Below are 25,150 nucleotides of genomic sequence, written 5' to 3'. Positions count from 1 at the left end.
GGCTGTCGTCCTCCAATTTGGCATACCTTGGCACACGGTGGGGGGCAGCGATCAATAACGGCGTTCCGTGAGGCGATAGAGGTTTTGGATCAACCGGCGGGCAGGCGCCGCGCCTCTTCCAGAAGCGCAGACATGACGGGCGTGCGCGGGTCGCGTTGCGGCAGGATCAGCGCAACCTTCTGTCGCCGCGACGCGCCTTCGAGCGGCACGAGTGCCACGTCTTTTCCGCCCGCGACAAAGCTTGCCACATCCTTGGGCAGGACGGTCATGCAATGGCCCGACGCCACGCTCGCCACCAACGCGATGATGGAATTCGACTCGATGCAGGTCGCCGGGGTCACGCCGCTTTCGGCAAAGAGCTGGTTGATGATCCGCCGGTTCTGCATGTCAGGTGTCAGCAGCGCCAGCGTCTGCCCGTCCAGGTCGGACCAGGCCATCTTGGTCTTGCTCGCAAACGGAGAATTGCGGGCACAGACGAGAATATAGCTTTCGTCATAGAGTTCGGCGGTATCGAGCCGGCCGAGAGACTCGTTCTCCAGATAGGAGATCCCGGCATCGGCCTCGAAATCGTCGAGCATCTGCAGAATCTCGCGCGAGTTGCGCGACAGGATGGTGAAGCGCACGCCCGGGTGACGCTTCGCAAACGCGGTGCACAGTCGCCCGGCCCAGGTCTGCGCGGTGGGGATCACCGCCAGCCGCACTTCGCCGGTCAGCCCCTGCCGGCGGATCCTCACCTCGTCGTGCAATCGGCGCGCATCATCGACGATACGCTTGGCCCAGGACAAAGCGGTCTCGCCCTCGGGCGTCAGACCGCCAAACCGCGAGCCACGATGTACCAACTGCACGCCCAGCTGCGCCTCCAGCTGCTTGATCCCGGCGGACAGCGTCGGCTGCGCGATGTTCAACCGTTCGGCCGCACGTCCGAAATGTCCTTCCTTGGCCAGCGCGATGAACATTTCCAGCTTGTCCAGCATCGGCGGTCTTTCCTGCGGCGCTTGCTTGGGAAGGCCGGGGCGCAACATACGCCCCGGCCCGATCTGTCATTCAACCGGAACGGCTTGCAGTTCGGGTTCGTCATGGTGGTGGTGTTCCTTGACCGGCTTCATCAGCAGGTTGGCAAAGAACGCCACGACCAGCAGCGCCGCCATGCAATACATGGTGGTGTTGTAGAGCGACGGAGTCGGGTCGATCGTGCCGTCAGGCGCAATTTCCATCAGCTTGGCGATGGTCACGGTCTTGGCCGCGACCAGCTGATCCAACTGCGTCAACGGGGCGCCGAATTTCTCGGCAAAGGCCGCCGGGTCGACCTTGGCGGCCAGATTCTGGATCGCGTTCGTCACCGACATCTGCCGCAGCGAGGTAATGGCCAGAGGCCCCAGCACGCCTGCGGTGGACCACGCCGTCAGCAAACGCCCGTGGATGCCGCCCACATGCATCGTTCCGAACATGTCGGCGAGGTAGGCCGGGATCGTCGCGAACCCGCCGCCGTACATCGAGAAGATGATCATCGTCGCGGCGTAGAAGCCGATCAGGTAGATCATTGCCGGGGTGGTGGCCACGGCAGAGGCGAAATAGGGGATCGACAGGTACAGGATCGTGCCCAAAACGAAGAAGCACATGTATGTCGCCTTGCGGCCGATGTAGTCGGAAGTCGACGCCCAGAAGAAGCGCCCCACCATGTTGAAGACCGAGATCATCAGCACGTAGGTCGAGGCGAACGCCGCCGTGACTACCAGAGGCATCACCGAGCCGAAGATTTCCGACATCATCGTCTTGGCCACGCCGATCACGCCGATACCGGCGGTCACGTTGAAGCACAGCATCACCCACATCTGCCAGAATTGCGGCGTCTTCAGCGCCTGGTCGATATGGACGTTGTTTTGCGACACCATGCCCGAGGCGACGGGCTTGGGCTCCCATCCGGCGGGCTTCCAGCCCTCGGCCGGAACGCGATACTGGAACGACGCCAGGATCATGACGATGAAATAGACGATGCCCAGCGTCATGAAGGTCTGTGCCGCGCCCGTATTGCCGGTGCCCACGACATAGACGCCCGCATCGCCGCCGAAGCTCGCGGCCTGCGCGGCGCTGGCCACGACGACCTCGACCTTGCCCGCGGCGGTCTCGGCGAAGACGCGGCCGTTCTCGACCACGGTCGCGACGGCGTCTTGCGCGCCGAGGAAGTCGGGGGCCTTCTGGAACACGCCCAGCAGCCAGCCCTTCACCGGGGCCGCGATCATTGCGCCGCCGCCGAAGCCCATGATCGCCATGCCCGTCGCCATGCCGCGCCGGTCCGGGAACCAGCGGATCAGCGTCGAGACCGGCGAGACGTAGCCCAGCCCCAGCCCGCAGCCGCCCAGCACGCCGTAGCCCAAGTAGATCAGCCACAGCTGATGCGCGGCGATGCCGAACGAGCCGATGATGAAGCCGCCGCCCCACAGGAACGCGGCCACCACGCCGACCATGCGCGGCCCGACCTCTTCCAGCCACTTGCCCGCGAAGGCCGCGGCGAGGCCCAGGAAAACGATCGCCACCGAGAAGATCCAGACGACCGAGCTCAGCGACCAGTCATCGGCGGCAGGCGCGACCACGCCAAGCGCACGCGTCAGCGGCGGGTTGAACACCGACCAGGCGTAGACCGAGCCGATGCACAGGTGAATGGCGATGGATGCCGGCGGAACCCGCCAGCGGTTGAAACCGGGTTCGGCGACGATGCGGCTCTTGTGCAAAAAGCCCAGCGCCCCGCCAGAAGCGTTGCTCATGTAATTTCCTCCCATGGTCTTGACAGAACGCCCCGGTCTCCTCCCCGGGCCGCTCCGGCGGCATGCGATGGCATGCCCCGGCAGAAGCAGGCAATTCAGCCCTTGCGTTGTCAAGAAGATTATTTATATATATCAAGAGCTTGTGAGATCATAATGTCCCGCAAGCCCGCTCCACCCCCGAATAAACTGGACATTTTGTCCCGACCCGCTCGGCGCGGGAGGATGAAATCTGGTCATTGTGTCCGGTTCAGTCGGTACGCGCGACGGGCAGGATGATTTCGAACCGGCTGCCACGTCCGGGCGTCGAGCTCGCGGAAATCCGCCCGCCGGCGCGACTCACGAGCTGCTGGCTGATCGACAGGCCCAGCCCCGTGCCCTGCGCCTGCTTGGTGGTGAAGAACGGGTCGAAGATGCGCGGCAGCACCGACGGGTCGATGCCGGTGCCGGTATCCTCGACGCTCAGGATAACCTCGCCGGACGCCTCGGTCGTGGCCACGCGAAGTGTCCCGCCGCCGGGCATGGCGTGGACTGCGTTCAGGATCAGGTTGACGACGACTTGCTGCAATTCTGTCCGCGACATGTGCACTTGCGACGTGCTCTTGGTCTCAACAATGCTGGTGATGCCCGCCGCTTGAATCTGGTGCCGGGTCAAGACAAGGCAATCTCGGGCCACTTGCGACAGGTCCACCAACCTGTCGGCGCCGGAATATTCCTCTGGCCGCGCGAAATGCAGCAGCTTCGAGACGATGACGCCGATGCGATAGACCTGATCGTCGATCAGGCGGAACTCCTCTTCGGCCCGGCGCCCGTCTTCTCCAAGGTTGCTGCGCGCAAGGTCCAGATTGCCCTGGATCACCGCGACCGGGTTGTTGATTTCATGCGCGACAGAAGCGGTGATCTCGCCGACAGCGGCCAGTTTCTCGGATATGATCAGGCGTTCGGTGGTCTGTTCCAGTCGCTGGTTGGCCTCGCGCAATTCGCGGGTGCGCTCGTCCACGCGATGCTCCAGCGTCTCGCCCCATTGTCGCAGCTCGCGGTCGCGTTGTTCGAGCCGGTCGAGCAGGCTGTCGAAATGTCGCGCGACCTGCGCTATCTCGCCATCCATATCGACCGGTGCGTTGCGCGCGCCCAGATCGCCGCTTTCGACCCGGTCGATGGTGCGGGTCATCCCTTCGAGAGGGCGAAAGATATGCCCCGCCCACCGCAGGAAAACAGGAACCGACGCCAGCGTGATGAACAGGAATGCCAAGCTCAGCGTGATGACCGAATTGCGCTTGGCCGCGCTGAAGGGCGTTTCGAGAAAGCCGACATAAAGCATCCCGACCGGCGTTCCGAAACTGTCGCGAATAGGTTCGTAGGCCGAGATATACCAGTCATTGACGACAAAGGCGCGATCCAGCCAGATACGGCCTTCGCCCAGAACCTGCGCGCGGACCTCGGCAGAGACCCGGGTTCCCAGCGCGCGGACATTCTCGAACAGGCGGACATTGGTGGAAATGCGCACGTCATCCAGAAACAGCGTCGCGGTGCCCTGGCTGCCCTCGGGCAGGCTTTCGGCGCGGTAGACAAGCGCGTTGATCGTATCGATGAAGCCGAGGTTTCGGTTCAGCAGGACGCCTCCCGCCAACGCTGCCCGCGTTCCGTCCGGAAGGGTCAGCGGCGCGGCTGAATGAATGACCATGCCGCGCGCCTCGACGGTGCGCTCCGTGGGCACCGCGCCGCGGGTGGGGACCAGGGGAATTTCGGCTCGCGTAGCCAGGCCGGGGGATAGCCCTGCCAGCGTGTCCGCATCGAACACGTCGATCGTGCTTTGCCACTTCCCGTCAAGCGCATCTCGGATGACAGGCCAGGTCGTGTCGCGCGTGACATGCAGGAAATCGAGCCCGAGCCGAGCGCGCTCCTGCTCTAGGAAGGCGTCGATTGTACCGCCGTCGAGCGCGGTTTGCATCGCCACAGAGCGCGCGACGGCATCGACACGCTCACCAGAGGTTTCGATCAGCCGCCCGAGATATTGATCCGCGATGGTCAGGTCGCCGGTGACCTTGTTGAGCAGGATCGCGTCCACCTTGCCCGACCAGCGCCAGACGGTGCCGCCCAGCAGAACCGGCAAGAGCACCAGCATCGGCAGCAGCGCAATCACCAGGAGGCGCACCCGGACGGACCGCAAGGCCTTGGGCAGGCGCGACATCACCTACAGCCCCCAAGTCGCACATTTTCGGTCAATCGTCTTGCGCGAGACACCCAATCGCCGCGCGGCCTCGGCCCGGTTGCCGCCAAGCGCCTCGAGAGCACGAAGAATTTCGCGCTTTTCCATCTCCTCCAGTGGCGCAATTTCACCTGGCGCAACGGCGTGCCCGAGCGTTTCCAGCGGGAACCGCCCAAAGATCAGCGCCCGCTCGACGAAATTGTGCAGCTCGCGAATATTTCCGGGCCAGTCATGGCGCAGCATGGCAGACCGCACGGCAGAGGTCATCTCGACCATCGGAAGGTTGAGCGCGGCCGCGATCTCGGCCTGAAACAGCTCGGCGAGGTCCAGAACATCGGTGCCGCGATCCTTGAGGGGAGGCATGGCCACGTCGATGACGTTGATGCGAAACAGCAGGTCCTCTCGGAAATGACCCGCCTGCACGGCCTTTTGCAGCGATTTGCTGGACGCGATGACAAAGCGCAGGTCCAGTTGCACGTCGCGCCCGGTGCCGATGGGCCGGATCACGCCGTCTTCGAGCACGCGCAGAAGCGCCGTCTGCGCGTTTGCGCTCAACTCGCTGACATCGTCAAGGAAAACGGTCCCGCCGGAAGCCTGCGCGAGCAAGCCCTCGCGCCCGCCCTGTGCGCCAGGAAAGGCCCCGGCTCCATGACCGAACAATTCGTACTCGATCATGTCGGCCGGAATCGCGCCGCACTGGATCGCGACGAACGGGGATGCGCCGCGCCCGGACTGACCATGCAGATGGCGCGCGGCGACCTCCTTGCCCGACCCGGACGGCCCCGTGATCAGCACCGGCGTGGACAGTGGTGCCACGCGCTCCAGCAGCGCACGGACCTCGGCAATGACAGGCGAGGCCCCGATCAGCTCCTTGCGGCGATTGCCGCTGGCGACGGTATCCAGCTCCCGCCGCAAAAGCGCGTTTTCGCGTTTCAACTGCGCCAGTTGCAGACATTTGCGCAACGCGTTCAGGATCTGGTTCGACCGGAAGGGTTTGACCAGGAAGTCCGAGGCTCCCGCACGCATCGCGTCGATCGCCGTCTGCAGGTCCGCGTAGGCCGTGATCAGGATCGTGTCGGTAAAGCCGCCCTTGGAGCGCTGTTCCTGAAGCCAGTCGAGGCCTTTCTGCCCTGGCATGATATTGTCGAGCACCATTACGTCGTATTGGCGCGCCGCCAGCATCGCTTCGGCGGCGCGGGTATCTTCTGCACTGTCGACATGTCTTGAGAGAGGATGCAGCGTGTTCACAAGGAAATGCCGCATCCCCGGCTCGTCATCAACGATAAGGATACGAGCCGCCCTGAGCGGATCGGTCCCGTCTCCGGGCGCTTGCAGCATGAACACCTCCCAGTTGCTGCGGTCAGAAGACTATGCAAAGTCCTGCAAACTCTCCCGCACAGTGTATCCCTTGCGCCAAGCGGCCAGAAATTCAAGGCTGGCATTACTTTTTTCAAGGGCGCCTTGAATGGAGAGCTTTACTTTCCGCAGCGAAAGTCGGCTTCGGCACACCGCGCTTCGGAAATCCAGGACAACGAGAAAGACCGCTTCGATCCGCTTGCGTCTGGTCCTCTGATCAAGGGAGCCTATCAAGCGCCAGGTGCCGCGCTCGCTGAAGTCCGTTTCGAACCGACGAAGCTTGTGAGGAAGGGGATTTGTGCGCGCCGGTTCCGGTTCAGTTTGGAGCGTTTCGCGGGAAGGTTTCTGTGGCGCGCCCAAGCGGGTTGCCCCCCTCTCTCGTCGACGCCCCTCGGCGTGGTATCTTGCTCACGCGGCTCACTGGATGTTGGTCTCGCGCTATGCGCCGATACCGGCACCGGGAGCACGACCGCGCGAATAAAGCGCTCTTCACGAGCCTCGAGACTGTCTTGGCCCAGCTGACGGGCGCTCCCAAGCCAGTCGAATTTCTCTGCCTGCTCAGCGAAACCGCCACACTCGCGAACGCCAAGCGGATCGCTAACTCTCGACTGCCCGGACGTGATGCGCGACGAGATCGCGCAGCGGATCGACGGGAGCCGCACCGACCGTGACGACGAAGGCGTTGCAAGCGCTTTGCTCAGGAAACCGGCCAACATCAACGAAGGCTGACGGCCCTAAATCACAGGAAAGACACAGAAAAAGGGCGCGGTGCATTCCGCGCCCTTTTCCGTTCTCATTGGCATGGTCGGCGAGGCCGAGAGGAGCCTGCGGGATCAAGCCATTTGCCCCCGATTGCGGCAGCGGAGCCTTTCAGCTGAACACGATCGGTCGCGCAGCGCCCCCTGCCCCGACCTCCGCCTTAGCGCTCGGTCAGCTTCAGTTCGATCCGGCGGTTCTTGGCGCGTGCCTCGGGCGTGTCGGCGGTATCGACGGGATCGTATTGGCCGAAGCCTGCCGCCGCGAGCCGTTCGGGCGGGAAGCCCAAAGCCTCGACCATGTATTTCACCACGGAGAGCGCGCGGGCCTGGCTGAGTTCCCAGTTATCCTTGAACTCTCCCTGACCCGAGAGCGGCGTCGCGTCGGTATGACCGTCGACGCGGATGATCCAGGGGATGTCCTTCGGGATCTCGCCGCTGAGCTGATCGAGCAACCCCGTCACCTGCTTGATCTGCGCGCGGCCCGCATCCGAGAGCGTGGCGGAGGCGGGCGCGAAGAGCACCTCGGAGGAGAAGACGAAGCGGTCGCCCTCGACCTTCACGCCTTCCTTGCCGCGCAGAAGCTGCGACAGGCGGCCGAAGAACTCCGAACGGTAATTCTGCAGATCCTTCGCCTCGGCCTCGGCCTTCTTGCGCGCAGCCTCCTCGAGATCGGCGCGTTTCTTTTCCTCGGCGGCGGCCCGCGCGAGGGCGGCGTTGAGCTGCTGGCCGAGATTGTCGATCTGGACCTTGGCCTCGGAATCCTTCTGCTGCGCCTCGTCGAGCACGTTTTGCAGCTGCGCGAGCTGGCTGCGCAGCGCCGCGACCTGCTGGTTCAAAAGCGCCACCTTCTTCGCCGCATCGTCCGAGATCTGCGTCTGTTTCTCGAGCGCCTGCTGAGCGGTGAGCTTCAGCGCAGCCTGTTTTTCGGCCTCGGAGAGCTGCTGGTCGAGCTGGGCTTGCAGATCCTTCTTCGCGACCTGGGCAGCGGCCAGAAGGGTCAGCGTGTCCTCGGCCTGCTTGCGCGCCTCTTCGAGCTGAAGCGTCATCGCTGCGACCTCTTCGCCCGATTTCGTCAGCTTGTCGCGCAGATCGGCGATGGTTTCCTTGCTCAGCCGGATCTCGTCGGCCTTGGCGCTGGCATCGGCCTGCGCGGCATTGCGTTCCCCGATCAGCTGGGCGACGCGGGCCTCGAACTCGGTGATCTTCTGGTTGGCGGTATCGAGCGCTGCCTGCCGCGTCTCGAGTTGCGAGGTGAGCGTGGCAATCAGGGTCTGCTGCTGATCGGCCTTGTCCCGCGCATTCTCAAGCTGCCCCGTCAGCGTCTGGCTCCGGGTCTGTTCGAGCGACAGCGCCCGGGCGAGGTTCGCGACCTGCTCGTTGAGCGCGGTCAACTCGCCTTCCTTCGTGGTCAGCGTGTCGCGCAGCACCGATTGCACGATCATGAAGATCGACAGCACGAACATCAGCACCAGCAGGAGCGCCGTCATCGCATCGACGAAGCCGGGCCAGATATTCGTGGAAAAACGGCCGGAGTTGCGGCGGGCAAGCGCCATGGATCACTCCTCGATACGTGGCTTGTAGCCGAGAATGGCGCGGGTGAGAGCCGCGAAATCGTGGCGCAGATCGGCCATGCTTTCCTGCCGGCCCGCCGAGATTTCCTCGAGCATCCGCATCATCTGCTGATCGATCGAGCGCAACCGCATCCGCGTCTCCATCAGCGCCTCGGCCTCGGGCGCGCCTTCTTCGGTGCGCGCGGCCAGCCGGTCGAGCGAGGCGATCAGCCGCTCCTGCCCGTCGGCCATTATCTGCAACGCATTCTGCTGACGCGCGCGGGCATCCATCTCGGCGCCGAGCCGCTCGGACAGGTCGTGGATCGCGTTCGACAGATGGGCAATGCGCGCCTCGGTTTGCACGCGCCCCGCATCCGAGCGCACGAAGAGCGTCTGGATCTGCTCCATCTGCTCGGCCATGTGATCGAGCACGCCCGCGACCATCGAACCCTCGCCATCGCCCCCTTCGAGCGCGGTAAAGGACAGCCGGGTGATCGAGGAAATCCATTCCTCCAGCTCGCGGTAGAACCGGTTCTGGCCGTGGCTGACGAACAGCTCCAGCAGCCCCACCACCAGCGAGCCCGCAAGCCCCAGAAGCGAAGAGGAGAACGCCGTGCCCATGCCGCCGAGCTGCGCCTCGAGCCCGGTCATCAGATTGTCGAAGACGCCCATCGCGCTGTCGCCCTCTTTCGGGGCGAGGGCGCGGATCGTCTCGACCACCGCGGGCACCGTGGTCGCAAGCCCGTAGAAGGTGCCCAGCAGGCCGAGGAAGATCAGAAGGCCCGCGATATAGCGGGTGATGTCGCGCGCCTCGTCGATCCGGGTCGCAACGGATTCGAGGATCGAGCGGCCAGAGGAGGAGGACACCGCGCGCCGCGCTTCGCGCGAGCCCAGAAGAGCCGCGAGCGGCGCCAGCACGGAAGGTGCGCGCACCTGCGGGCGGCCGGGGCGGTCGGCGGCGAAGCTCTCGATCCAGTTCACCGCCTGCACCAGTTGCACCACCTGCCAGAAACAGGCGAGGATGCCCAAGATGAAGACGGCGGCGATCACCCCGTTGAGCCATGGATTTGCTAGGAAAATCGGGAAGATGCGCGAATAGGCGAAATAGCCTCCGGCCCCCACGAGCCCGAGCACCAGCAACATCAGCAGCACCTGCCGTACGGGTTGCGAAAATTGCGGCTCTAGCCGGATCGGCTCTTGCATCATTGCCCCTCTTGCCTGCTTGGCCAGAGCCTAGCGGGGGCTTCGCATTTCGCCAAGGCCTATCGCGACAGTTCACGAACCCGTGCCGCCAGCGCATCAAGATGCGGATCGGGAATCCCCAATTCGTGCAGATGTGCCGCCGTATTGAACAGATAGTCGCGATTCGGCCCGCGCCCGCCATGTGCCTGCGAGATGATCGCGGCCTGCTCGTCATGGGTCAGCCCGCCGCAATACTGGTCATGGTGGCGGTCGATCACGTAGGTCACCGCCTCGACCCGCCGTCCGTCCGCCAGATCGAGCGCCACGCGGGTCTCCAGATAGGCCGAGGTTACCAGCTCGCGCTTGCGCAGATAGGCCATCACCTCGGCCTCCTGCCCCGCGCGGACCGAAAAGGCGAGCCCCGCACAATCGCCCTGCCCCGCATCGAGCGCCAGCACCAGACCCGGCGCCTCGGGCGTTCCGCGATGCACGAGCGAACGCAGGCAGAAGCTGCGCTCCCAGCCCGTCGCGCGGGCGAGAACCCGTTCGGCCGGGTCAAACCCCGGATCCCAGATCAGCGAGCCATAGCCGAAGATCCAGATCGTTTCGTCGTGTGACTGGTCCTGCATGCGATCAGCCCTTACATGGAGGGCGAAGGATTTGCAAAGAGGCCGCGGGCAATGCGCAAACTGATCTGGCTGGTGGTGATCGCGACGCTCGCCTATGCGGGCTACTGGTTCTTTGGCGCGCGCAAGATCGAGGAAGGCGCGCAGGCGATGATCGTGCAGGCGCGTTCCGAGGGCTGGGGCGATGCGCAGTCGGTGTCCCTGGCGGGTTTTCCCTCGCGCTTCGATCTGACCTTCGACAAGCCCGAGCTGCGTGACCGGAACGGCGCGTGGAGCTGGAAAGCCCCCTTCGCGCAGCTGTTCGCGCTGGGATATGCGCCCAATGAGCTGATCGCCTATCTGCCCTCGGGCCAGACGATCACCCTCGGGGATCGGAGCTACACGCTCGACCTTGCCGATATGCGCGCCTCAACGACGGTGGGCTACTCGACCGCGCTGCCGCTCGAAGAGGCGATCGCGGTGCTGAGCAATCCGGTTCTGAAACCCGATACGGGCACCGCCCCGACGCTTGCCGCCGACCAGATCCGGCTGGCGATATCGCGTGAGGACAAGGCGCAGGGCGCGCTCAAGGGGGCCGCCGAGGCAAGCGGCCTGGTGATGCCCGCTGCCGCCTACCGGCTTGGCGCGGAGGCGGCAAACCTGACGCTGCCGCCCGATCTTGCGAAGGAACTGGCCCCGAAGGCAGGCCTGCCGGCAACCGTCGCCCGGCTGCATCTCGACGCGATCGCGGGACTGCGCGCGCCGATCACCCAGGCCGCCGCCCAGGAAGGTCTACCGGGTCTGATGACGTTCTCGGTGAGCGATCTGTCCCTGAGCTGGGGCGGCAACGATCTCTCGGCCAAGGGCGATCTGACCATCGACCCGAGCGGCTATCCCGAAGGCACGATCATGATCCGCTCGGCCTCATGGAAGAACTGGATCGACATCGCACGCGGGCTTGGCATGATCGGCAAGGACGAGGTGAAGGTGCTGCGCACGGTCGGCACGATGATGGCGGCCAACGACCCGGGCAATGCGCTCGAAGTGCCGATGGTCTTTCATAACGGCCTGATGAGCCTCGGGCCCATCCCGCTCGGCGCGGCCCCGCAATTCCTCGCTCAGCGGCAGTAGGGGCCGGAGCGATAGCTGGCCACATCGACATGGATGTGGTCCTGATGGAAACGATCCGATTTCGGCCCGAGCACAGTTCCGAACGGCCCGCAGGCCGATTTGTGCATCCGCTTGATCACCGGCCCCTTGCGCCAGTCGTTGAGCACGCTGAGCGTCGAGCCGTCGCGCAGGATCACGCCCGAGACGTCGATCGCGTTGCCCTTCGCATGCTCCGACAGTTTCGCGCCGCGCTGCGAATTGCGGCTCCGGCAGGCATAGGAGGCGGCGATGCGGATCGACTCGATTCCGCCCCCACGCTTTCCGACCGCAGGCTTGATGCCGCGCTCGACCCAACGTTTGAAAGCCTTGGCGGTGGTGCAATTGACCCGCGCGGGGCTCGTGAGGCGAATGCCGGACACGGCCGTGATCTGAACCGGATTGGTGATCCCGCAGGCACCGGCCCCATCAATCGGCGCGATCTCCTGCCCTTCGAGCCCCGCAATTCCGCAAAGCTCGCCCGAGGAGGAATAGCGCGCTGTAAGCCGCTCTTCGCCGCCCCGCCCGCAGGAGCCGAGCGCCATCAGCGCCGCGAGGCCGATGAAGGGCGCGCCCCTCATTCGTCCTTTTTCGGCACGGCGCGACCGAAATCCGGCGCGTCCGTATCCTGCCCCGCCTCGATGATGCCGCGGCGGATCGCGCGGGTGCGGGTGAAATAATCGTGCAGCATATCGCCATCGCCCATGCGGATCGCGCGTTGCAACATGAAGAGTTCCTCGGTGAAGCGGCCCAGAATGTCGAGCGTGGCTTCCTTGTTTGTGAGGAACACATCGCGCCACATCGTCGGATCAGAGGCCGCGATCCGGGTGAAGTCGCGAAAGCCCGTGGCGGAATATTTGATGACTTCCTCGTGGGTTACACGACGAAGGTGATCTGCCACGCCGACCATCGTGTAGGCGATCAGGTGGGGCGTGTGCGACACGACCGAGAGCACGAGATCATGATGATCGGGCGCCATCTCATCGACATTCGCCCCCATTGCCGTGACGAGGGAGTTCACCCGATCGAGCGCCTTCCGGTCGGTGCCTTCCAGCGGCGTGAAAAGCCACCAGCGGTTCATGAAGAGCGTGGCGAAACCCGCGCGCGGACCCGATTGCTCGGTCCCGGCCAGCGGGTGACCGGGAATGAAATGTACGCCTTCGGGGATGTGCGGACCGACGGCGTCGATCACCGCGCGCTTGACCGAGCCGACATCGGTCACGGTCGCACCGGGCGCCAGATGCGGGGCGATCTCTGCGGCGATCTTGCCCATCACACCGACCGGCACGCAAAGCACCACCAGATCGGCGCCCTCCACCGCTTCGGCGGCGCTCTCGTAGACCGCATCGACAAGACCGATTTCGAGCGCGGTCTCGCGCGTCTCGGCCGAGCGCGCATGGCCCACGATCTCGCCCGCGAGGCCCTTCTCGCGCATCGCGCGCGCCATCGATGAGGCGATCAGCCCCAGCCCGATCAGCGCGACCTTCTGGTAGATCACGCTCATGCGCCCGTCGCGCCCCCGGCCTTGAACACCCCGATCAGATGCGCGACCCGACGGCACGACGGTTCGTCGCCCACGGTGACTCGCAGGCAGTTGGGCAGCTTGTAGCCAGCCACGCGCCGCACGATGATCCCTTCGGATTTCAGATATTCGTCACAGGCCGACGCTTCCTCTTCGGAGGCGAACCGCGCGAGGATGAAATTCGCCGTGGATGTATCTGACGGAACGCCTTTTTCGGCCAGCGCCTCGGCCAGCCAGGCACGCAGGCGCGTATTGTCATCGCGGCATTTGTTGACCCAGTCCTGATCGCGCACCGCCGCCTCGGCGGTCTCGAGCTGCGCGGTCGACAGGTTGAACGGCCCGCGAATGCGGTTGAGCACGTCGATCACCTCGCGATCGCCATAGCCCCAGCCCACGCGCAAGCCACCCAGACCGTAGATCTTCGAGAAGGTCCGCGTCATGAAGACGTTGGGCAGCCGTGTCGCAAGCTCCGCGCCCCCATCATAGCCCTCGACATATTCGGCATAGGCGCTGTCGATCACCAGAAGCGCGCCTTTCGGCAGGCCGGTCGCAAGCCGTTCCAGCTCGGCCAAGCCGATCATCGTGCCGGTCGGGTTGTTCGGGTTGGCGAGGAAGACGAGCTTGGTCTTCTTCGTGCAGGCTGCGAGGATCGCGTCGACATCGGTGGTGCGCTCACGCTCGGGCACCTCGATGGGGGTGCCGCCGGCCGCTTTGGTCGAAATGCGGTACATCAGGAAGCCGTGCTCGGTGAACACGACTTCGTCGCGCGGGCCGACATAGGCCTGGCAAAGGAAGTGGATGATCTCGTCGGAGCCCACGCCGCAGATGATGCGATCGGGATCGAGCCCGTGCACATCGCCGATCGCCTGGCGCAGTTTCGCGTGATCGGTCGAGGGATAGCGGTGCATCGAATGCGCACATTTCGCGAATGCATCCTTGGCCTTGTCGGAAGGGCCGAAGGGGTTCTCGTTCGAGCTGAGCTTCACCGCATCGGTGCGCCCCGCCACATGGGCCGCACCGCCCTGATAGAGCTCGATGTCCATAATACCGGGCTGGGGGCGAATATGCGTCGTCATGGGGCACTCCTGAATCTTGCCCGAGTTCTATCCTCACCGTCCGCTCAGGGCTAGTCAGAAGATCACCCGTTCGCGAGGCGCGGCAAGGGTGCAACGGGTGGACGAGGAAAGCGGGTCACAGAACGACCGCCCGGCCCTGCGCAGGGCTGGACCCGATCGCCGGGTGGGCGCCCGACTTTGGAGATCATCGCTTGATCCCTGACAGATCCGGACAGGCTTGATCCGCGCACTGGGAACGAAAGCGCCCGTCCGAGAGGGCGGTCGGGCACTGGCCGGGCCGCGTTGCGGCGGACCCGCGCACAGGTGATCGGCCAGTCTCGCCAAAGGAAAAAGGCCGCACCCTGCGGCGCGGCCTTTCCTGAACTTCGGCGAAGACTGAGAGATCAGTTCTTCGCGTAGAATTCGACGACGAGGTTCGGTTCCATCATCACCGCGTAGGGCACGTCCGACAGGGCCGGGGTGCGCACGAATTTCGCGGTCATCTTGTTGTGGTCGACTTCGAGGTAGTCGGGGACGTCACGCTCGGCCGACTGCACGGCTTCGAGAACGAGAGCCATCTGCTTCGACTTCTCGCGGACTTCGACCACGTCGCCTTCTTTCAGGCGGTACGAGGGGATGTTCACTTTCTTGCCGTTCACCAGCACGTGGCCGTGGTTCACGAACTGACGCGCCGCGAAGATCGTCGGCACGAATTTGGCGCGGTAGACCAGCGCGTCGAGACGGCGCTCGAGCAGACCGATCAGGTTTTCACCGGTGTCGCCTTTCACACGCTCGGCTTCGGCGTAGATGCGGCGGAACTGCTTCTCGGTGAGGTCGCCATAGTAGCCCTTGAGCTTCTGCTTGGCGCGCAGCTGGGTGCCGAAATCCGACATCTTGCCCTTGCGGCGCTGGCCGTGCTGGCCGGGGCCGTATTCGCGGCGGTTGACCGGCGACTTGGCGCGGCCCCAGATGTTTTCGCCCATGCGGCGGTCGATCTTGTACTTGGCAGAGGTGCGTTTCGTCATCTCTGATCTCCTTCTTTAAAGTTCGAAGGGCGTTGTCCTCCTCCGTCCACCCTATCCGGGCTTCGGGCGACAGGTTTCCCCTTGCGAGGTCCACCAACACCAATGAATAACCCCGGCAACTCTCGTTACCGGGATGGCGGGCTTATACAGGCTGCGATGGGGGTGTCAACCGTCCTGCGCGCCGTTTTCACCAAGGCCCGACGGGTTCGTCGGCGCATCCGTCCTGGCGACTCGCCTCAACGCCTCGAACGCTGTAGCACGATTGGCCGGATCATGCAGCAGCGCGTTGCGCAGGTGGTCGGCCTCTTTCACATGCCCCAGCTCGCACGCGGCGCGGTAGCGGGTCGCGAGCGCCTCCGGCTCTGCGCCCAGACGATGCGCCGCATTGGACGCCTCTTCCCAATGACCCAGCCGCAACGCAAGCCGCATCAGCTGGCGCGCCGCATCCGCGTTCTGCGGATCAAGCGCGAGCGCCTTCGCAAACGCCGCCCGCGCCTCCTCGGGCTGCCGGGTGGCGAGCCGCACGCGGCCCAGATCGAACCAGGCGACGGCATAACCGGGGTCGCGGGCGATCGCGCGGGTCAGCCAATCGGCCACCTCCCCGGGCTGGCCGGCCGCCTCCAGGACCTTCGCGAGATCGTAGAAGATCGGTGCGGGTGCATCCTCGCGCGCGGCTTCGTGGCGCAGGACCGCCTCGGCCCCCGCCCAATCCTGCGCGGCAATCAGATGCCCGAGTTTCGCCAATCCGCTCATGACCGAAGCTTTCCCGAGAATCGTTGCGGATGCGAGAGGATTGTCACAAGCCTGTCGTGCGGCGCTGTCACTAGACGCGCGAGTTGAGACCGGAGACCCCGATGCAGAAGATGTTCGACACCGCCCTGCCCTTCTGGCGCGGCAACCTGCACACCCATTCGACGCTTTCGGATGGCTGCCTCGAACCGGCCGAAGTCTGCCGCCGCTACAAGGCGGAAGGCTATGACTTCCTCGCGCTCACCGATCACTTCATCGGCCTCTTCAACTACCCGATCGCGGATACAGTGGATTTTCGCGATGACAGCTTCACGACGATCCTCGGGGCCGAGCTGCATTCCGGCCCGATGGAAAACGGCGAGCTGTGGCATATCCTCGCCGTGGGCCTGCCTGCCGATTTCGCCCCGGGCGACGCGCCGCATTTCCGCCCCGTCGAGGGGATGGAAAGCGGCCCCGAGATCGCCGCGCGCGCGGTCGAGGCAGGCGCTTTCGTCGCCATCGCCCATCCGCAATGGTCGGGGATGACGATGAATGACGCGCGCTCGATCGAGGCGGCGCACGCGGTCGAGACCTACAATCACGGCTGCGCGATGGGCTGCGACCGGGCAGATGGGTTCCATACGCTCGACCTGCTGCTGTCCGAGGGCAAGCGGCTCAACCTGATCGCCACGGATGACGCGCATTTCACCGAGCCGGACCATTTCGGCGGCTGGGTGATGGTAGGGGCCGAAGCGAACACCCCCGAGGCGCTGCTCGCAGCGCTCAAATCCGGCCATTACTATTCGAGCCAGGGGCCGGAGCTGCGCCAGATCAGCTGGGACGGCAAGACGATCACGGTGGAAAGCTCGGCGGTGGCTTCGGTCATCGTGCAAGGTCACGGCATCGCGGCGGTCGCCAAGCACGGAACCTCGCTCACCAAAACCGAAGTGCCGCTGTCGCGCTTCAACGGCTCGCCCTGGATCCGGGTCTCGGTGATCGACGCGGCGGGCAAGCGCGCCTGGTCGAACCCGATCTGGCGCGAGACCGCCTGAGCCCTCACGCCACCTTCACCCCTTCGTCAGTCCCGCGCGATCAGAGTTGATCCCGCGCCCCCTGTTCGCCGCCGTCAACCGCTCCATGATAACGCTAACAGGACGCGTACCGGGCGGCGCATCCTGCCCCGGACTGCGCCGCGAGAGGCCGCGCCGGGAGGCGGACCGGGAGATCCCGCCGCAAATGGAGGAGACGCCCGACCCCAGGAGGAAACCATGACACAGACCAATCGTCGCGCGCGCCTCGCAAAGACCGCGGGCCTTGCGGGCACGAGCCTTCTCGCGCTCGGGCTGATCGCGGGGGCCGCGCAGGCCGGCTCCGTGAAAGCATCCGATTTCGGCGCGGATTTCGCCGCGATGGCGCAGCTCAAGGACGTGGCGGCCAAGGGCAAAGGCAAGGTCGGCGTGCTGCTGCCCGACACCGCGAGCTCGGCGCGCTACACCTCGTTCGACGCGCCCTATCTGAAAAAAGCCTTCGCGGCGGCGGGGCTTGCGGCGGATGACCTGATCATCACCAACGCGCAAGGCTCGGAGGCCGACCAGCTCACCCAGGCCCAGACCGACATTTCGCAGGGCGCGACCGTGCTCCTGCTCGACCCGATCTCCTCGGGCGGCGGTGCTGCGGTCGAGAAATACGCCGCCGAGCATGGCGTGAAGGTCATCGACTATGACCGCCTGACCGTGGGCGGCTCGCGCGACTATTATGTCAGCTTCGACAATGTCGCGGTCGGCAAGCTGATCGGCAAGGGCATGGAAGAGTGCATCGCCGACTGGAAGATCGACAGCCCCGACATCCTGGTCATGGCGGGTTCGCCCGACGACAACAACGCCACGCTCTTCAAGCAGGGCTACATGGATGTGCTCTCGCCAATGTTCAAAGACGGCACCTACAAGAACGCGGGCGAGCCCGCAGGCACCTGGGATCCGTCGGTGGCGCGCACCACCTTCGAGCAGCAATTCACCGCGCATGAGAATATCAACGCGGTCGTGACGCCCAACGACGACAACGCAAACGCCGTCATCTCCTATCTCAAGACCCTGCATGTACCCGCCAAGGCCTTCCCGACCACCGGTCAGGACGCGACGCTGACGGGGCTGCAAAACATCCTCACCGGCTATCAATGCGGCACGGTCTACAAGCCGATCTACCTCGAGGCTCAGGCTGCGGCTGCGCTCGCGCTGTATCTGCGCGCGGGCGACACGCCCCCGGACGCTCTCGTGAACGGCCAGACGATGGACAGCGCGCAGAAGGCCGAGGTGCCCTCGATACTGATGGTGCCGATCTGGGTCACGCCGAAGAACATGGCCGCGACCGTGGTGAAGGACGGGTTCGTCGACAGCGCGAAGCTCTGCACCGGCGATGCGGCGGGCGCGTGCAAAGCCGCCGGTATCGGGCAGTCGTAAGACATGCGCGACACGGGTAACGGGACCGGGTCCCGCGATGCGATCCTGCGCATCCGGGGCCTGGAAAAGCGTTTCGGCGCAGTGCAGGCGCTGAGCGGGGTGGACTTCGAAGTCCGCCCCGGCGAGGTGACCGCACTGGTCGGTGACAATGGCGCGGGCAAATCCGTGCTGACGAAAACCATCGCCGGCATCCACGAAGCCGATGGCGGCGAGATCGAATGGGATGGCGAGGTGGTGCGCATCCGCTCGCCGCGCGACAGTGCCGAGCTGGGCATCGAGGTCGTCTATCAGGACCTGGCGCTGTGCGACAATCTCGACGTGGTGCAGAACATGTTCCTCGGGCGCGAGATCCTGACCAACGGGATGCTCGACGAGGACGCGATGGAGCGTGCCGCCGCCGCGACCCTGCAAGGGCTGCGCGTGACCACTTTGCGCTCGATCCGCGCGCCGGTCTCGGCGCTTTCGGGCGGTCAGCGCCAGTCGATCGCAGTCGCCAAGGCCGTGATGTGGAATTCCAAGCTGGTGATCCTCGACGAGCCCACGGCTGCGCTTGGCGTGGCGCAGACCGGTCAGGTTCTGCAACTCGTGCGACGTCTGGCCGATCAGGGCCTCGCTGTGGTGATGATCTCGCACAACCTCAACGATGTCTTCGCGGTCTCGGACCGAATTGCGGTGCTGCGTCTGGGCGAGATGGTCAGCCAGGGTCCGATCGAGGAATACGACACCCAGCGCGTGGTCGAGCTGATGACCACCGGCAAATCCGATCACGTGGTCGAGCCCGGTGCGATGCGCGCCGCCGCCTCCATCGCGGCCGAGAACGCCAAGGAGGTCGCCGCCCAACGCGAGGCCTCCGGCGAGAGCGGCCCGGCGGCGGTGGTCGCGAACGGCAATGACGAAAGTTTCGCCGCCTACATGTCGCGCACATGGTCGAAGATCAAGGCGGGCGAAAGCGGCGTGCTGCCGGTCGTGCTCGGCTTCGTGCTGATCTCGCTGATCTTCCAGCTGCAGAACCCGAAATTCCTCTCGCCGGGCAATATCGTGAACCTGCTGGTGCAGGGTTCGGTCTTCATGATGATCGGGATGGGGCAGGTCTTCGTGCTTCTGCTGGGCGAGATCGACCTGTCGCTTGGCTTCGTGGCCGGGATCGGCGCGACGGTGGCGACGCTGCTGGTGGCGCCTGGCACCGACTGGCCCTGGTGGACGGCGGTCGCGGCGGGGCTTGGCGTGACGGCGGTGCTGGGCATCTTCCAGGGCACGCTGATCACCCGGCTGAAACTGCCCTCTTTCGTGGTGACGCTGGCGGGGCTTCTGGGCTTCAACGGGCTGATGATCCAGCTTCTTGGCGCAGGCGGCACGATCCCGATCGCCAATGAGACGATCAACAACTTCGCCAATGGCACGCTGAGCGTTCCGATGGGTTGGGCGATGACCGGGGTCGTGGTCGCGATCTATGCGGTCATGACCTTCCGCAAGGATGCCAAGCGCCGGGCGCATGGGCTGGTCGCCCCGCCGGTCGGGCTGACGCTGATGAAGATCGGCGCGGCCGTGCTGGCGGGCGTGGTTCTGGTGGTGATCTCGAACATGAACCGGGGCGTGGCGCGATTCCCGCTCTCGGGCATGCCCTGGGTGATCCCGATCGTCTTCGCGGTGCTGCTGGCCTGGTCCTTCCTGCTCGGCAAGCTGAAGTTCGGCCGCTACGTGCTCGCCATCGGCGGCAATGCCGAGGCCGCACGCCGCGCGGGCATCAACCTGCGCCTGATCCGGACGGCAGCCTTCACGCTGGCGGCCACGACGGCGGGGCTTGGGGGGATCCTCTACGCCTCGCGGCTGCGCTCGATCTCGACGAGCTTCGACGGCGGCACGATCGTGCTCTACGTCGTCGCCACGGCGGTGATCGGAGGCACGTCGCTCTTCGGTGGGCGCGGTCACCCGCTGCATGCGATCCTCGGCGGCGTGGTCATCGCGGCCATCGTCAACGGCATGGCGCTTCTGGGCCTGCCCGCGGCGGTGCAGCTGATGGCGACGGCGGCGGTGCTTCTGGCCTCGATCACGGTAGATGTGGTCGTGCGCCGGCGGGGCGAGACCAGCCGCTGAAGCCCTTCCTCACCGAGCAATCCCCGAACGCGCGCGAGCCCCCTCGCGCGCGTTTTTCCTTGCCCGCCGCGCCCTCCCCGAACCGCCACGAACACCGCACGCCCCCGTTGTGAGCGAAATCGCAAAGCGCCGGAAAATCCCCCGAAAAACCGCTTGTCTCCCCCCTGCACCATCCCTATACGGGTCGACGGAGACGTGGCCGAGTGGTCGAAGGCGCTCCCCTGCTAAGGGAGTAGGCGGGAAACCGTCTCGAGGGTTCGAATCCCTTCGTCTCCGCCATCACCAGATTTTTGGATCGACACCGAGAAAGCGCACGGGATGGCTTGGCCGTCCGGGCGCGCCTCGGTAATGGGCCTGAGCGGCACCGCACCCCGCCTCTCCGATCTCCATTCCGTTTTGCCAGGATCGACGTGCCGCTCACGCGCAAGCAGATCGCCCGCCAGGCAGACCGGCGCGTCAAAGCAAATGAATTCGAATTTCAGGGTATTATGGCGGAGAGGAAGTGCGCAGGGAAGTTTTCTATGTCAGCAATTATCTATACACTTCATATACTTGCAATACGCAATTTTGCTATGTGCGCCAGATTAGGCTAATTTGTGTAACCTCAAGTGAAGCACGCTATTGCTCTTCGCAACCAATCACCACGCCAATTTAGCCTCTTATGGTTTCGCAGCCTCCACTAGTTATCCTGACGAGCCTCGATGCCCCAAATCCTCAAAAGACTTGATCAAACCGAAAACTGATCAGGGGAAGCACGACCCAGCAGAGCATCGGAATGAAAGCTCAATCATTTCTGCCGGATCGTGCTGTTGTCGTTAGCTTCTTGCGCTACCCGAGAAGGTTGGCTCCCGCCTACTGGCAGAACCCGAAGCTTCGCTCGGGACCTTCACGTTGCTTTCCTCTCCAGCGATCCGCCTAAGCAGTCGGTTGTTGTCGACCATGATTGCGACATTGCCCCAGAGGAGGATCGCAAACAGAGGGCCACCGATCATCAGGCTGAACCCGAAGGATCGAAGCGCTTGCGTGTCGCCGCTGACGGCGAACATTACTCCAGTTGCCAATGATCCGATGGCAAGCAGGATTGAGGCGACCATGACGAGGGCGCTGTAGATTGAAATGATGGCTCGAAGCATCTTTAGGCCTCCTTTCTAGGCGGGTTGTTCGAAACGATTTTTCATGGATGTCCTTCAGCGGCATAAAGCTGAAGCATCACGGCTGCTTAAGTGCCCGATAGACTGACCTCTCGGACACACCAAGGGACTGCGCTATTGCGCGTTTACTCATGCCGTCAGCTGCAAGGCGCTGGGCCTCCTGGCGCTTCAACATCGCCGTTGGCTTCCTTCCCCGATACTTTCCTTCCCGCTTTGCCTTAGCGATGCCTTCACGCTGGCGCTCCAGCATCATCTCCCGCTCAAACTGAGCGACTGAGCCGAGAACATTGAGCATCAGCTTTCCTGTCGCTGTTGAGGTATCAAGGCCAAGGTCAAGCACCCTGAGACCAACCTTCTGGGCCTCAAGAGTCTCAACGATCTCTCCAAGATGCCTAACCGACCGAGCTAAGCGGTCGAGCTTAGTGACCACGAGGGTGTCGCCTTCCCGAGAGAACCTCAGAGCCTCGCTGAGCGCCTCCCTGATGGCCACAGAGCTTACCTGCTCCTCGAATACCCTTTCGCATCCGATGGCCTTCAGCGACTCTCTCTGGGCCTCTAGGCCCGCTTTCTGCTCTAGGGTCGAAGTCCGTGCGTATCCGATCAGCATGTCGCTGCCTCCTATGTCTGCCAATGAAGTCTTAGGAGTTGCGGCTGGCTGTCTGCCAAAAGCCAAAACCCACTCCACTGTCAGCACAAAGCTCCACATTCTGTCCGTGACACACGGGCAAGCCCTATTGGCAGGGCATCGTGGGCAGAGCGACCAAAGCGCTGGGCTGTCGGAAGGGGTGGGGGGTGTCGAGAGGCGGTTTCAAAAAACGGGGGGCTTTGTTCTTATTGTTATTGTTTGATGGGGGGAGGCTTCCGGCCTTCGTCTTATGAGGCACCGCTTGCAATTTCGCATACGGAAGACAGCGTGCGAGGACCCAAGCAAAGGACACAGGTCCGGAGAGTGACGTTAGGGCAGTCGCCCTTCGCTGCGCATTACGCAGTAGACGCCCAATGAGAATCCCAAAACGCCTGCGCTCAAGCTTTCTTCTGGTCGACAAACCTCTTCAGAACGAAACTTGACAGCGAAGTGTCACAAAATCACAAGTTACACATGGTGACTGGAATTAGTCTAAGTCGTTTGAAGACCTTTTTAAGGGGCCGTGCCACACTCTTTCGGAGACGCCGAAAGGTATTCTTTGGCCGCCTGCCAAGGCGCATAAGCCGCTTCGTCGCAAGGACGCAAATGAAACTGCTAAACCGCAGGATCATGGCGGGCCGATGGCTTTATAAGCACAGCCCCAAATTGCTGTTAGCCCTGACCGCTGCCCTGCTCGCGGCAAGCATCTTTTTGACACCCACAATACAGAGCTACTTGGAGCCGCGCTTTGTCACAGCACCGGAAAGCTTATCTGCGCTCCGTTCATTGCTTGTTGGCGTCGGCGCTTCTTTGATCGGCGCAACCGCCATCATCTTCTCGGTGGTCATGCTTGCTGTGCAACTCAATTTCGCTCGCATTCCCTTTGGACTTTTCCGCAGATTGAGTTCCGACGCGCCATTGCTTGCAAGCTTCGCAGCAACTTTCATGCTGGGAGTTGCCATCGGACTCTGTGCCTTGCTGCCTGACGTAACATGGGTTGCTCCGGCTGTGATTTTGAGCGGATGGAGTATGTTGGCTGCCCTTGCGTTGTTCTACATTGCCTACAAACGCGCGTTGGACCTGATAAGTCCAGCCAAGCAAATGCAGATTGTTTTGCGCAAGGCTGACCGCTCGATGCGCCGATGGGAAAGTCGTGCAAATCGGTTCGCCCCACTTCTAGAGAGGAGGCCGACACCCGGAGTTAATCGCGATATGGCGCGAGCATCCTTCTTCCGGCTTCACCCTCACTGGGAGGCTGATGTTCGGGAGGCTTCATCACATGTGATTGCGTTCGCCCGGCGATATGCGGAGCAAGGTGAGTATGACGTTTCGGCCGTCGCCTTAAGTGGCTTGATCAGCCTCAATGCTCGATACATTTCCGCTCGTGGAAATACATTTTTCGGCACAAATCCGTTCTTTACAACCCCGCTTTCATCCGAAGCCTTCATTTCGGATACGCTTGAGAAATTGCGCCGATTGGCGCTATCGGCACAGGGTCGATCAGATGAAGAACAATTTATCCAAGTGATGGCCACGCTAGCGAACCTATGCGCGACATACGCTCATATTGATTACGGAAGGGAATTCGGCGTGGAATTGCGCCACTCGCAATTGGCTGCATCATACCTCACCGGAATCGTTGAGGGAGCGCACCGCACCTTCGGGCCGGATGTCATGATGGAGGGTGTGCGTCTTCTCGGTCAGTGTGCGCTTGTTCTGGTGCAGGCCCGTCGCGCGCTTGGCACAGTCACGATTGCCAAGAGTGTTTCGAAACTCTCTCTCTTGGGATTGACAAAGTCTGGCTATGAGCCGCTCATTTCCACAGCGGTGCAGCAACTTGCCACGCTGGCCTTTGAAATGCTGAGAAGCAAGGAACACGACATCAAGCACCCGAGCGCAGAGGTTCGATCATCCATACGGATGATCGCGCATGCAGTGCTACTTACGGATGACACCCCCCTCGCAAACCAACATAGCGCTCACCTCAAGCCATATTATGCGCTCACAGACTACGAAACGTTTGCCGACAATCTTACGAAGCTGATCAATGCCGTCATTGAGAGACCCGCCGGTGATGATGATGCAAAGAGGATCATAGGTCATCTTTCAGATTGGTCTGACGGTATCTACGATGGGGAGAAAGAGCTTCTTCTGGATGCCGTGAACAAGCGTTCGTTCCTAGCGTTCGCTCTCATTCATTGGGTGAGCCACGTCACGGAGGTTCTGGTTGTTGCCGCCAAGGCTCCAGCGGCTTCAGATCATAACCGCGACCAACTTATTCGAAACGCAAGTTGGCTCATTTTCGTTTTGGACTGGCTCCCTGACGATAAGGAAAGCGTGGCATTTGTTGAGAACTTGGAGCTCATCGAACAACTTTTTGAACTCGCACTAAAAATGCACATCAGGGATCAGGCGGAGATTGCCGAAGCTGCACGCTCTATCTTGCTTCGCTGGTCATTGAAGGCAGGGAAGCACCAAACTGGCCGGGGTTCACTTAAACGTGCACTTACCGCGCTATGTGTCTTGGCCGCATGGAAAGACGGCTCAGGCTGGATGGCTTGGCTCAAAAGTGAGTTTTCTAGTAGTCTCGCCAAGGTGCAGATTGAAGATAAAGTTCGCAAGCGGACAGCGCATGAACTGCGCAAGAAAGCGCAATATCCCTCTCGTGACGGAGACATCCTTGGCGTTGTCGGTTATCATATGAGTCGCGTGGACCACGGGCGGCTAGCCGAAGGCTTGAACGCGGTTGCTGATTTACTTGACCCAGAAGCCGCGTAAGCGATTATTGCGAAATCCCACTCAGAGTTGCTCTCGACCTACCTATGCTCCACATCGGTTGCAAGTTGCGTTGTGAACCGCCCCATGTTTGCCGGAGGCTCCAACTCCTGAGTAGGATGGAGCATCATGAGCAAGACGACGAACAAGTTT

19 protein-coding genes and 1 tRNA gene are annotated in these 25,150 nt (G+C 63.1%); 6 read left to right on the top strand and 14 right to left on the bottom strand.

The features are described 5' to 3' along the window. Nucleotides 1-89: 89 nt before the first annotated feature. The 7 genes from BMI90_RS17015 to BMI90_RS16985 all read right to left on the bottom strand — a co-directional run bounded on the left by BMI90_RS17015 (nt 90) and on the right by BMI90_RS16985 (nt 10,443). Nucleotides 90-974, bottom strand: a complete 885-nt coding sequence (locus BMI90_RS17015; protein ID WP_078530672.1) for a LysR family transcriptional regulator — start codon at nt 972-974, stop codon at nt 90-92. A gap of 66 nt (nt 975-1,040) precedes the next feature. After that, complete coding sequence (locus BMI90_RS17010; RefSeq protein ID WP_078530671.1) at nt 1,041-2,762, bottom strand: OFA family MFS transporter; 1,722 nt, start codon at nt 2,760-2,762, stop codon at nt 1,041-1,043. Nucleotides 2,763-3,009: 247 nt separating this feature from the next. After that, nucleotides 3,010-4,950, bottom strand: a complete 1,941-nt coding sequence (locus BMI90_RS17005; RefSeq protein ID WP_078530670.1) for a cache domain-containing protein — start codon at nt 4,948-4,950, stop codon at nt 3,010-3,012. Between the two features lie 3 nt (nt 4,951-4,953). Beyond that, nucleotides 4,954-6,306: a sigma-54 dependent transcriptional regulator gene (locus tag BMI90_RS17000; RefSeq protein WP_078530669.1), complete on the bottom strand. Its 1,353-nt coding sequence runs from the start codon at nt 6,304-6,306 to the stop codon at nt 4,954-4,956. Nucleotides 6,307-7,243: 937 nt separating this feature from the next. Continuing rightward, entirely contained in the window at nt 7,244-8,635 is a 1,392-nt protein-coding gene (locus tag BMI90_RS16995; protein WP_078530668.1) for a peptidoglycan -binding protein, read from the bottom strand. A 3-nt stretch (nt 8,636-8,638) separates the two neighbouring features. Further along, a complete protein-coding gene (locus BMI90_RS16990; RefSeq protein WP_078530716.1) occupies nt 8,639-9,835 on the bottom strand; it encodes a biopolymer transporter ExbB in 1,197 nt (398 codons plus the stop codon). Nucleotides 9,836-9,894: 59 nt separating this feature from the next. Further along, nucleotides 9,895-10,443: a gamma-glutamylcyclotransferase gene (locus BMI90_RS16985; protein ID WP_078530667.1), complete on the bottom strand. Its 549-nt coding sequence runs from the start codon at nt 10,441-10,443 to the stop codon at nt 9,895-9,897. Between the two features lie 51 nt (nt 10,444-10,494). On the opposite strand from BMI90_RS16985, the gene BMI90_RS16980 reads away from it, so the two are divergent. Beyond that, entirely contained in the window at nt 10,495-11,550 is a 1,056-nt protein-coding gene (locus tag BMI90_RS16980; RefSeq protein ID WP_168172813.1) for a DUF2125 domain-containing protein, read from the top strand. Here the strand turns inward: BMI90_RS16980 and BMI90_RS16975 are convergent. From BMI90_RS16975 to BMI90_RS16955, 5 genes are all read right to left on the bottom strand, one after another. Continuing rightward, entirely contained in the window at nt 11,538-12,146 is a 609-nt protein-coding gene (locus BMI90_RS16975; RefSeq protein ID WP_078530665.1) for an extensin family protein, read from the bottom strand. The two genes, BMI90_RS16980 and BMI90_RS16975, sit on opposite strands and share 13 nt — an antisense overlap. After that, entirely contained in the window at nt 12,143-13,069 is a 927-nt protein-coding gene (locus tag BMI90_RS16970; protein WP_078530664.1) for a prephenate/arogenate dehydrogenase family protein, read from the bottom strand. The genes BMI90_RS16975 and BMI90_RS16970 overlap by 4 nt, the downstream gene beginning before the upstream one ends. Beyond that, entirely contained in the window at nt 13,066-14,163 is a 1,098-nt protein-coding gene (hisC, locus tag BMI90_RS16965) for a histidinol-phosphate transaminase (RefSeq protein WP_078530663.1), read from the bottom strand. The genes BMI90_RS16970 and hisC overlap by 4 nt, the downstream gene beginning before the upstream one ends. A 383-nt stretch (nt 14,164-14,546) precedes the next feature. Then, nucleotides 14,547-15,167 (bottom strand): 30S ribosomal protein S4, encoded by a 621-nt coding sequence (rpsD, locus tag BMI90_RS16960; RefSeq protein WP_078530662.1) that lies wholly within the window; start codon nt 15,165-15,167, stop codon nt 14,547-14,549. Between the two features lie 165 nt (nt 15,168-15,332). Next, nucleotides 15,333-15,920 carry a tetratricopeptide repeat protein gene (locus tag BMI90_RS16955; RefSeq protein ID WP_078530661.1) on the bottom strand — a complete coding sequence of 196 codons (588 nt, stop codon included), beginning with the start codon at nt 15,918-15,920 and terminating at the stop codon, nt 15,333-15,335. 110 nt (nt 15,921-16,030) lie between these two features. Between BMI90_RS16955 and BMI90_RS16950 the strand changes: the two genes are divergently transcribed. From BMI90_RS16950 to BMI90_RS16935, 4 genes are all read left to right on the top strand, one after another. Beyond that, nucleotides 16,031-16,948 (top strand): CehA/McbA family metallohydrolase, encoded by a 918-nt coding sequence (locus tag BMI90_RS16950; protein ID WP_078530715.1) that lies wholly within the window; start codon nt 16,031-16,033, stop codon nt 16,946-16,948. Between the two features lie 216 nt (nt 16,949-17,164). Continuing rightward, nucleotides 17,165-18,352: a substrate-binding domain-containing protein gene (locus BMI90_RS16945; protein ID WP_078530660.1), complete on the top strand. Its 1,188-nt coding sequence runs from the start codon at nt 17,165-17,167 to the stop codon at nt 18,350-18,352. 3 nt (nt 18,353-18,355) lie between these two features. After that, nucleotides 18,356-20,446, top strand: coding sequence for an ATP-binding cassette domain-containing protein (locus BMI90_RS16940; RefSeq protein ID WP_078530659.1), 2,091 nt, complete (start codon nt 18,356-18,358; stop codon nt 20,444-20,446). Between the two features lie 189 nt (nt 20,447-20,635). Next, a tRNA-Ser gene (locus tag BMI90_RS16935) sits at nt 20,636-20,725 on the top strand. Nucleotides 20,726-21,261: 536 nt separating this feature from the next. Here BMI90_RS16935 and BMI90_RS16930 read toward each other — a convergent pair. Both BMI90_RS16930 and BMI90_RS16925 read right to left on the bottom strand, forming a co-directional pair. Further along, complete coding sequence (locus tag BMI90_RS16930; protein WP_078530658.1) at nt 21,262-21,579, bottom strand: hypothetical protein; 318 nt, start codon at nt 21,577-21,579, stop codon at nt 21,262-21,264. 76 nt (nt 21,580-21,655) lie between these two features. Next, nucleotides 21,656-22,204: a recombinase family protein gene (locus BMI90_RS16925; protein ID WP_078530657.1), complete on the bottom strand. Its 549-nt coding sequence runs from the start codon at nt 22,202-22,204 to the stop codon at nt 21,656-21,658. A 624-nt stretch (nt 22,205-22,828) separates the two neighbouring features. Here BMI90_RS16925 and BMI90_RS16920 point away from each other — a divergent pair. After that, nucleotides 22,829-25,000: a hypothetical protein gene (locus tag BMI90_RS16920; RefSeq protein ID WP_078530656.1), complete on the top strand. Its 2,172-nt coding sequence runs from the start codon at nt 22,829-22,831 to the stop codon at nt 24,998-25,000. Nucleotides 25,001-25,150 lie beyond the last annotated feature (150 nt).

It is taken from the genome of Thioclava sp. L04-15, from assembly GCF_002020275.1.
Classification (GTDB): domain Bacteria; phylum Pseudomonadota; class Alphaproteobacteria; order Rhodobacterales; family Rhodobacteraceae; genus Thioclava; species Thioclava marina.
This window is presented reverse-complemented; position numbering and strand designations above follow the sequence as displayed.

Excerpts from the sequence above, each read along its gene's own strand:
- BMI90_RS17015 (WP_078530672.1), bottom strand. The coding sequence starts at position 974 with ATGCTGGACAAGCTGGAAATGTTCATCGCGCTGGCCAAGGAAGGACAT.
- BMI90_RS17010 (WP_078530671.1), bottom strand. The coding sequence starts at position 2,762 with ATGAGCAACGCTTCTGGCGGGGCGCTGGGCTTTTTGCACAAGAGCCGC.
- BMI90_RS17005 (WP_078530670.1), bottom strand. The coding sequence starts at position 4,950 with ATGTCGCGCCTGCCCAAGGCCTTGCGGTCCGTCCGGGTGCGCCTCCTG.
- BMI90_RS17000 (WP_078530669.1), bottom strand. The coding sequence starts at position 6,306 with ATGCTGCAAGCGCCCGGAGACGGGACCGATCCGCTCAGGGCGGCTCGT.
- BMI90_RS16995 (WP_078530668.1), bottom strand. The coding sequence starts at position 8,635 with ATGGCGCTTGCCCGCCGCAACTCCGGCCGTTTTTCCACGAATATCTGG.
- BMI90_RS16990 (WP_078530716.1), bottom strand. The coding sequence starts at position 9,835 with ATGCAAGAGCCGATCCGGCTAGAGCCGCAATTTTCGCAACCCGTACGG.
- BMI90_RS16985 (WP_078530667.1), bottom strand. The coding sequence starts at position 10,443 with ATGCAGGACCAGTCACACGACGAAACGATCTGGATCTTCGGCTATGGC.
- BMI90_RS16980 (WP_168172813.1), top strand. The coding sequence starts at position 10,495 with ATGCGCAAACTGATCTGGCTGGTGGTGATCGCGACGCTCGCCTATGCG.
- BMI90_RS16975 (WP_078530665.1), bottom strand. The coding sequence starts at position 12,146 with ATGAGGGGCGCGCCCTTCATCGGCCTCGCGGCGCTGATGGCGCTCGGC.
- BMI90_RS16970 (WP_078530664.1), bottom strand. The coding sequence starts at position 13,069 with ATGAGCGTGATCTACCAGAAGGTCGCGCTGATCGGGCTGGGGCTGATC.
- hisC (WP_078530663.1), bottom strand. The coding sequence starts at position 14,163 with ATGACGACGCATATTCGCCCCCAGCCCGGTATTATGGACATCGAGCTC.
- rpsD (WP_078530662.1), bottom strand. The coding sequence starts at position 15,167 with ATGACGAAACGCACCTCTGCCAAGTACAAGATCGACCGCCGCATGGGC.
- BMI90_RS16955 (WP_078530661.1), bottom strand. The coding sequence starts at position 15,920 with ATGAGCGGATTGGCGAAACTCGGGCATCTGATTGCCGCGCAGGATTGG.
- BMI90_RS16950 (WP_078530715.1), top strand. The coding sequence starts at position 16,031 with ATGTTCGACACCGCCCTGCCCTTCTGGCGCGGCAACCTGCACACCCAT.
- BMI90_RS16945 (WP_078530660.1), top strand. The coding sequence starts at position 17,165 with ATGACACAGACCAATCGTCGCGCGCGCCTCGCAAAGACCGCGGGCCTT.
- BMI90_RS16940 (WP_078530659.1), top strand. The coding sequence starts at position 18,356 with ATGCGCGACACGGGTAACGGGACCGGGTCCCGCGATGCGATCCTGCGC.
- BMI90_RS16930 (WP_078530658.1), bottom strand. The coding sequence starts at position 21,579 with ATGCTTCGAGCCATCATTTCAATCTACAGCGCCCTCGTCATGGTCGCC.
- BMI90_RS16925 (WP_078530657.1), bottom strand. The coding sequence starts at position 22,204 with ATGCTGATCGGATACGCACGGACTTCGACCCTAGAGCAGAAAGCGGGC.
- BMI90_RS16920 (WP_078530656.1), top strand. The coding sequence starts at position 22,829 with ATGAAACTGCTAAACCGCAGGATCATGGCGGGCCGATGGCTTTATAAG.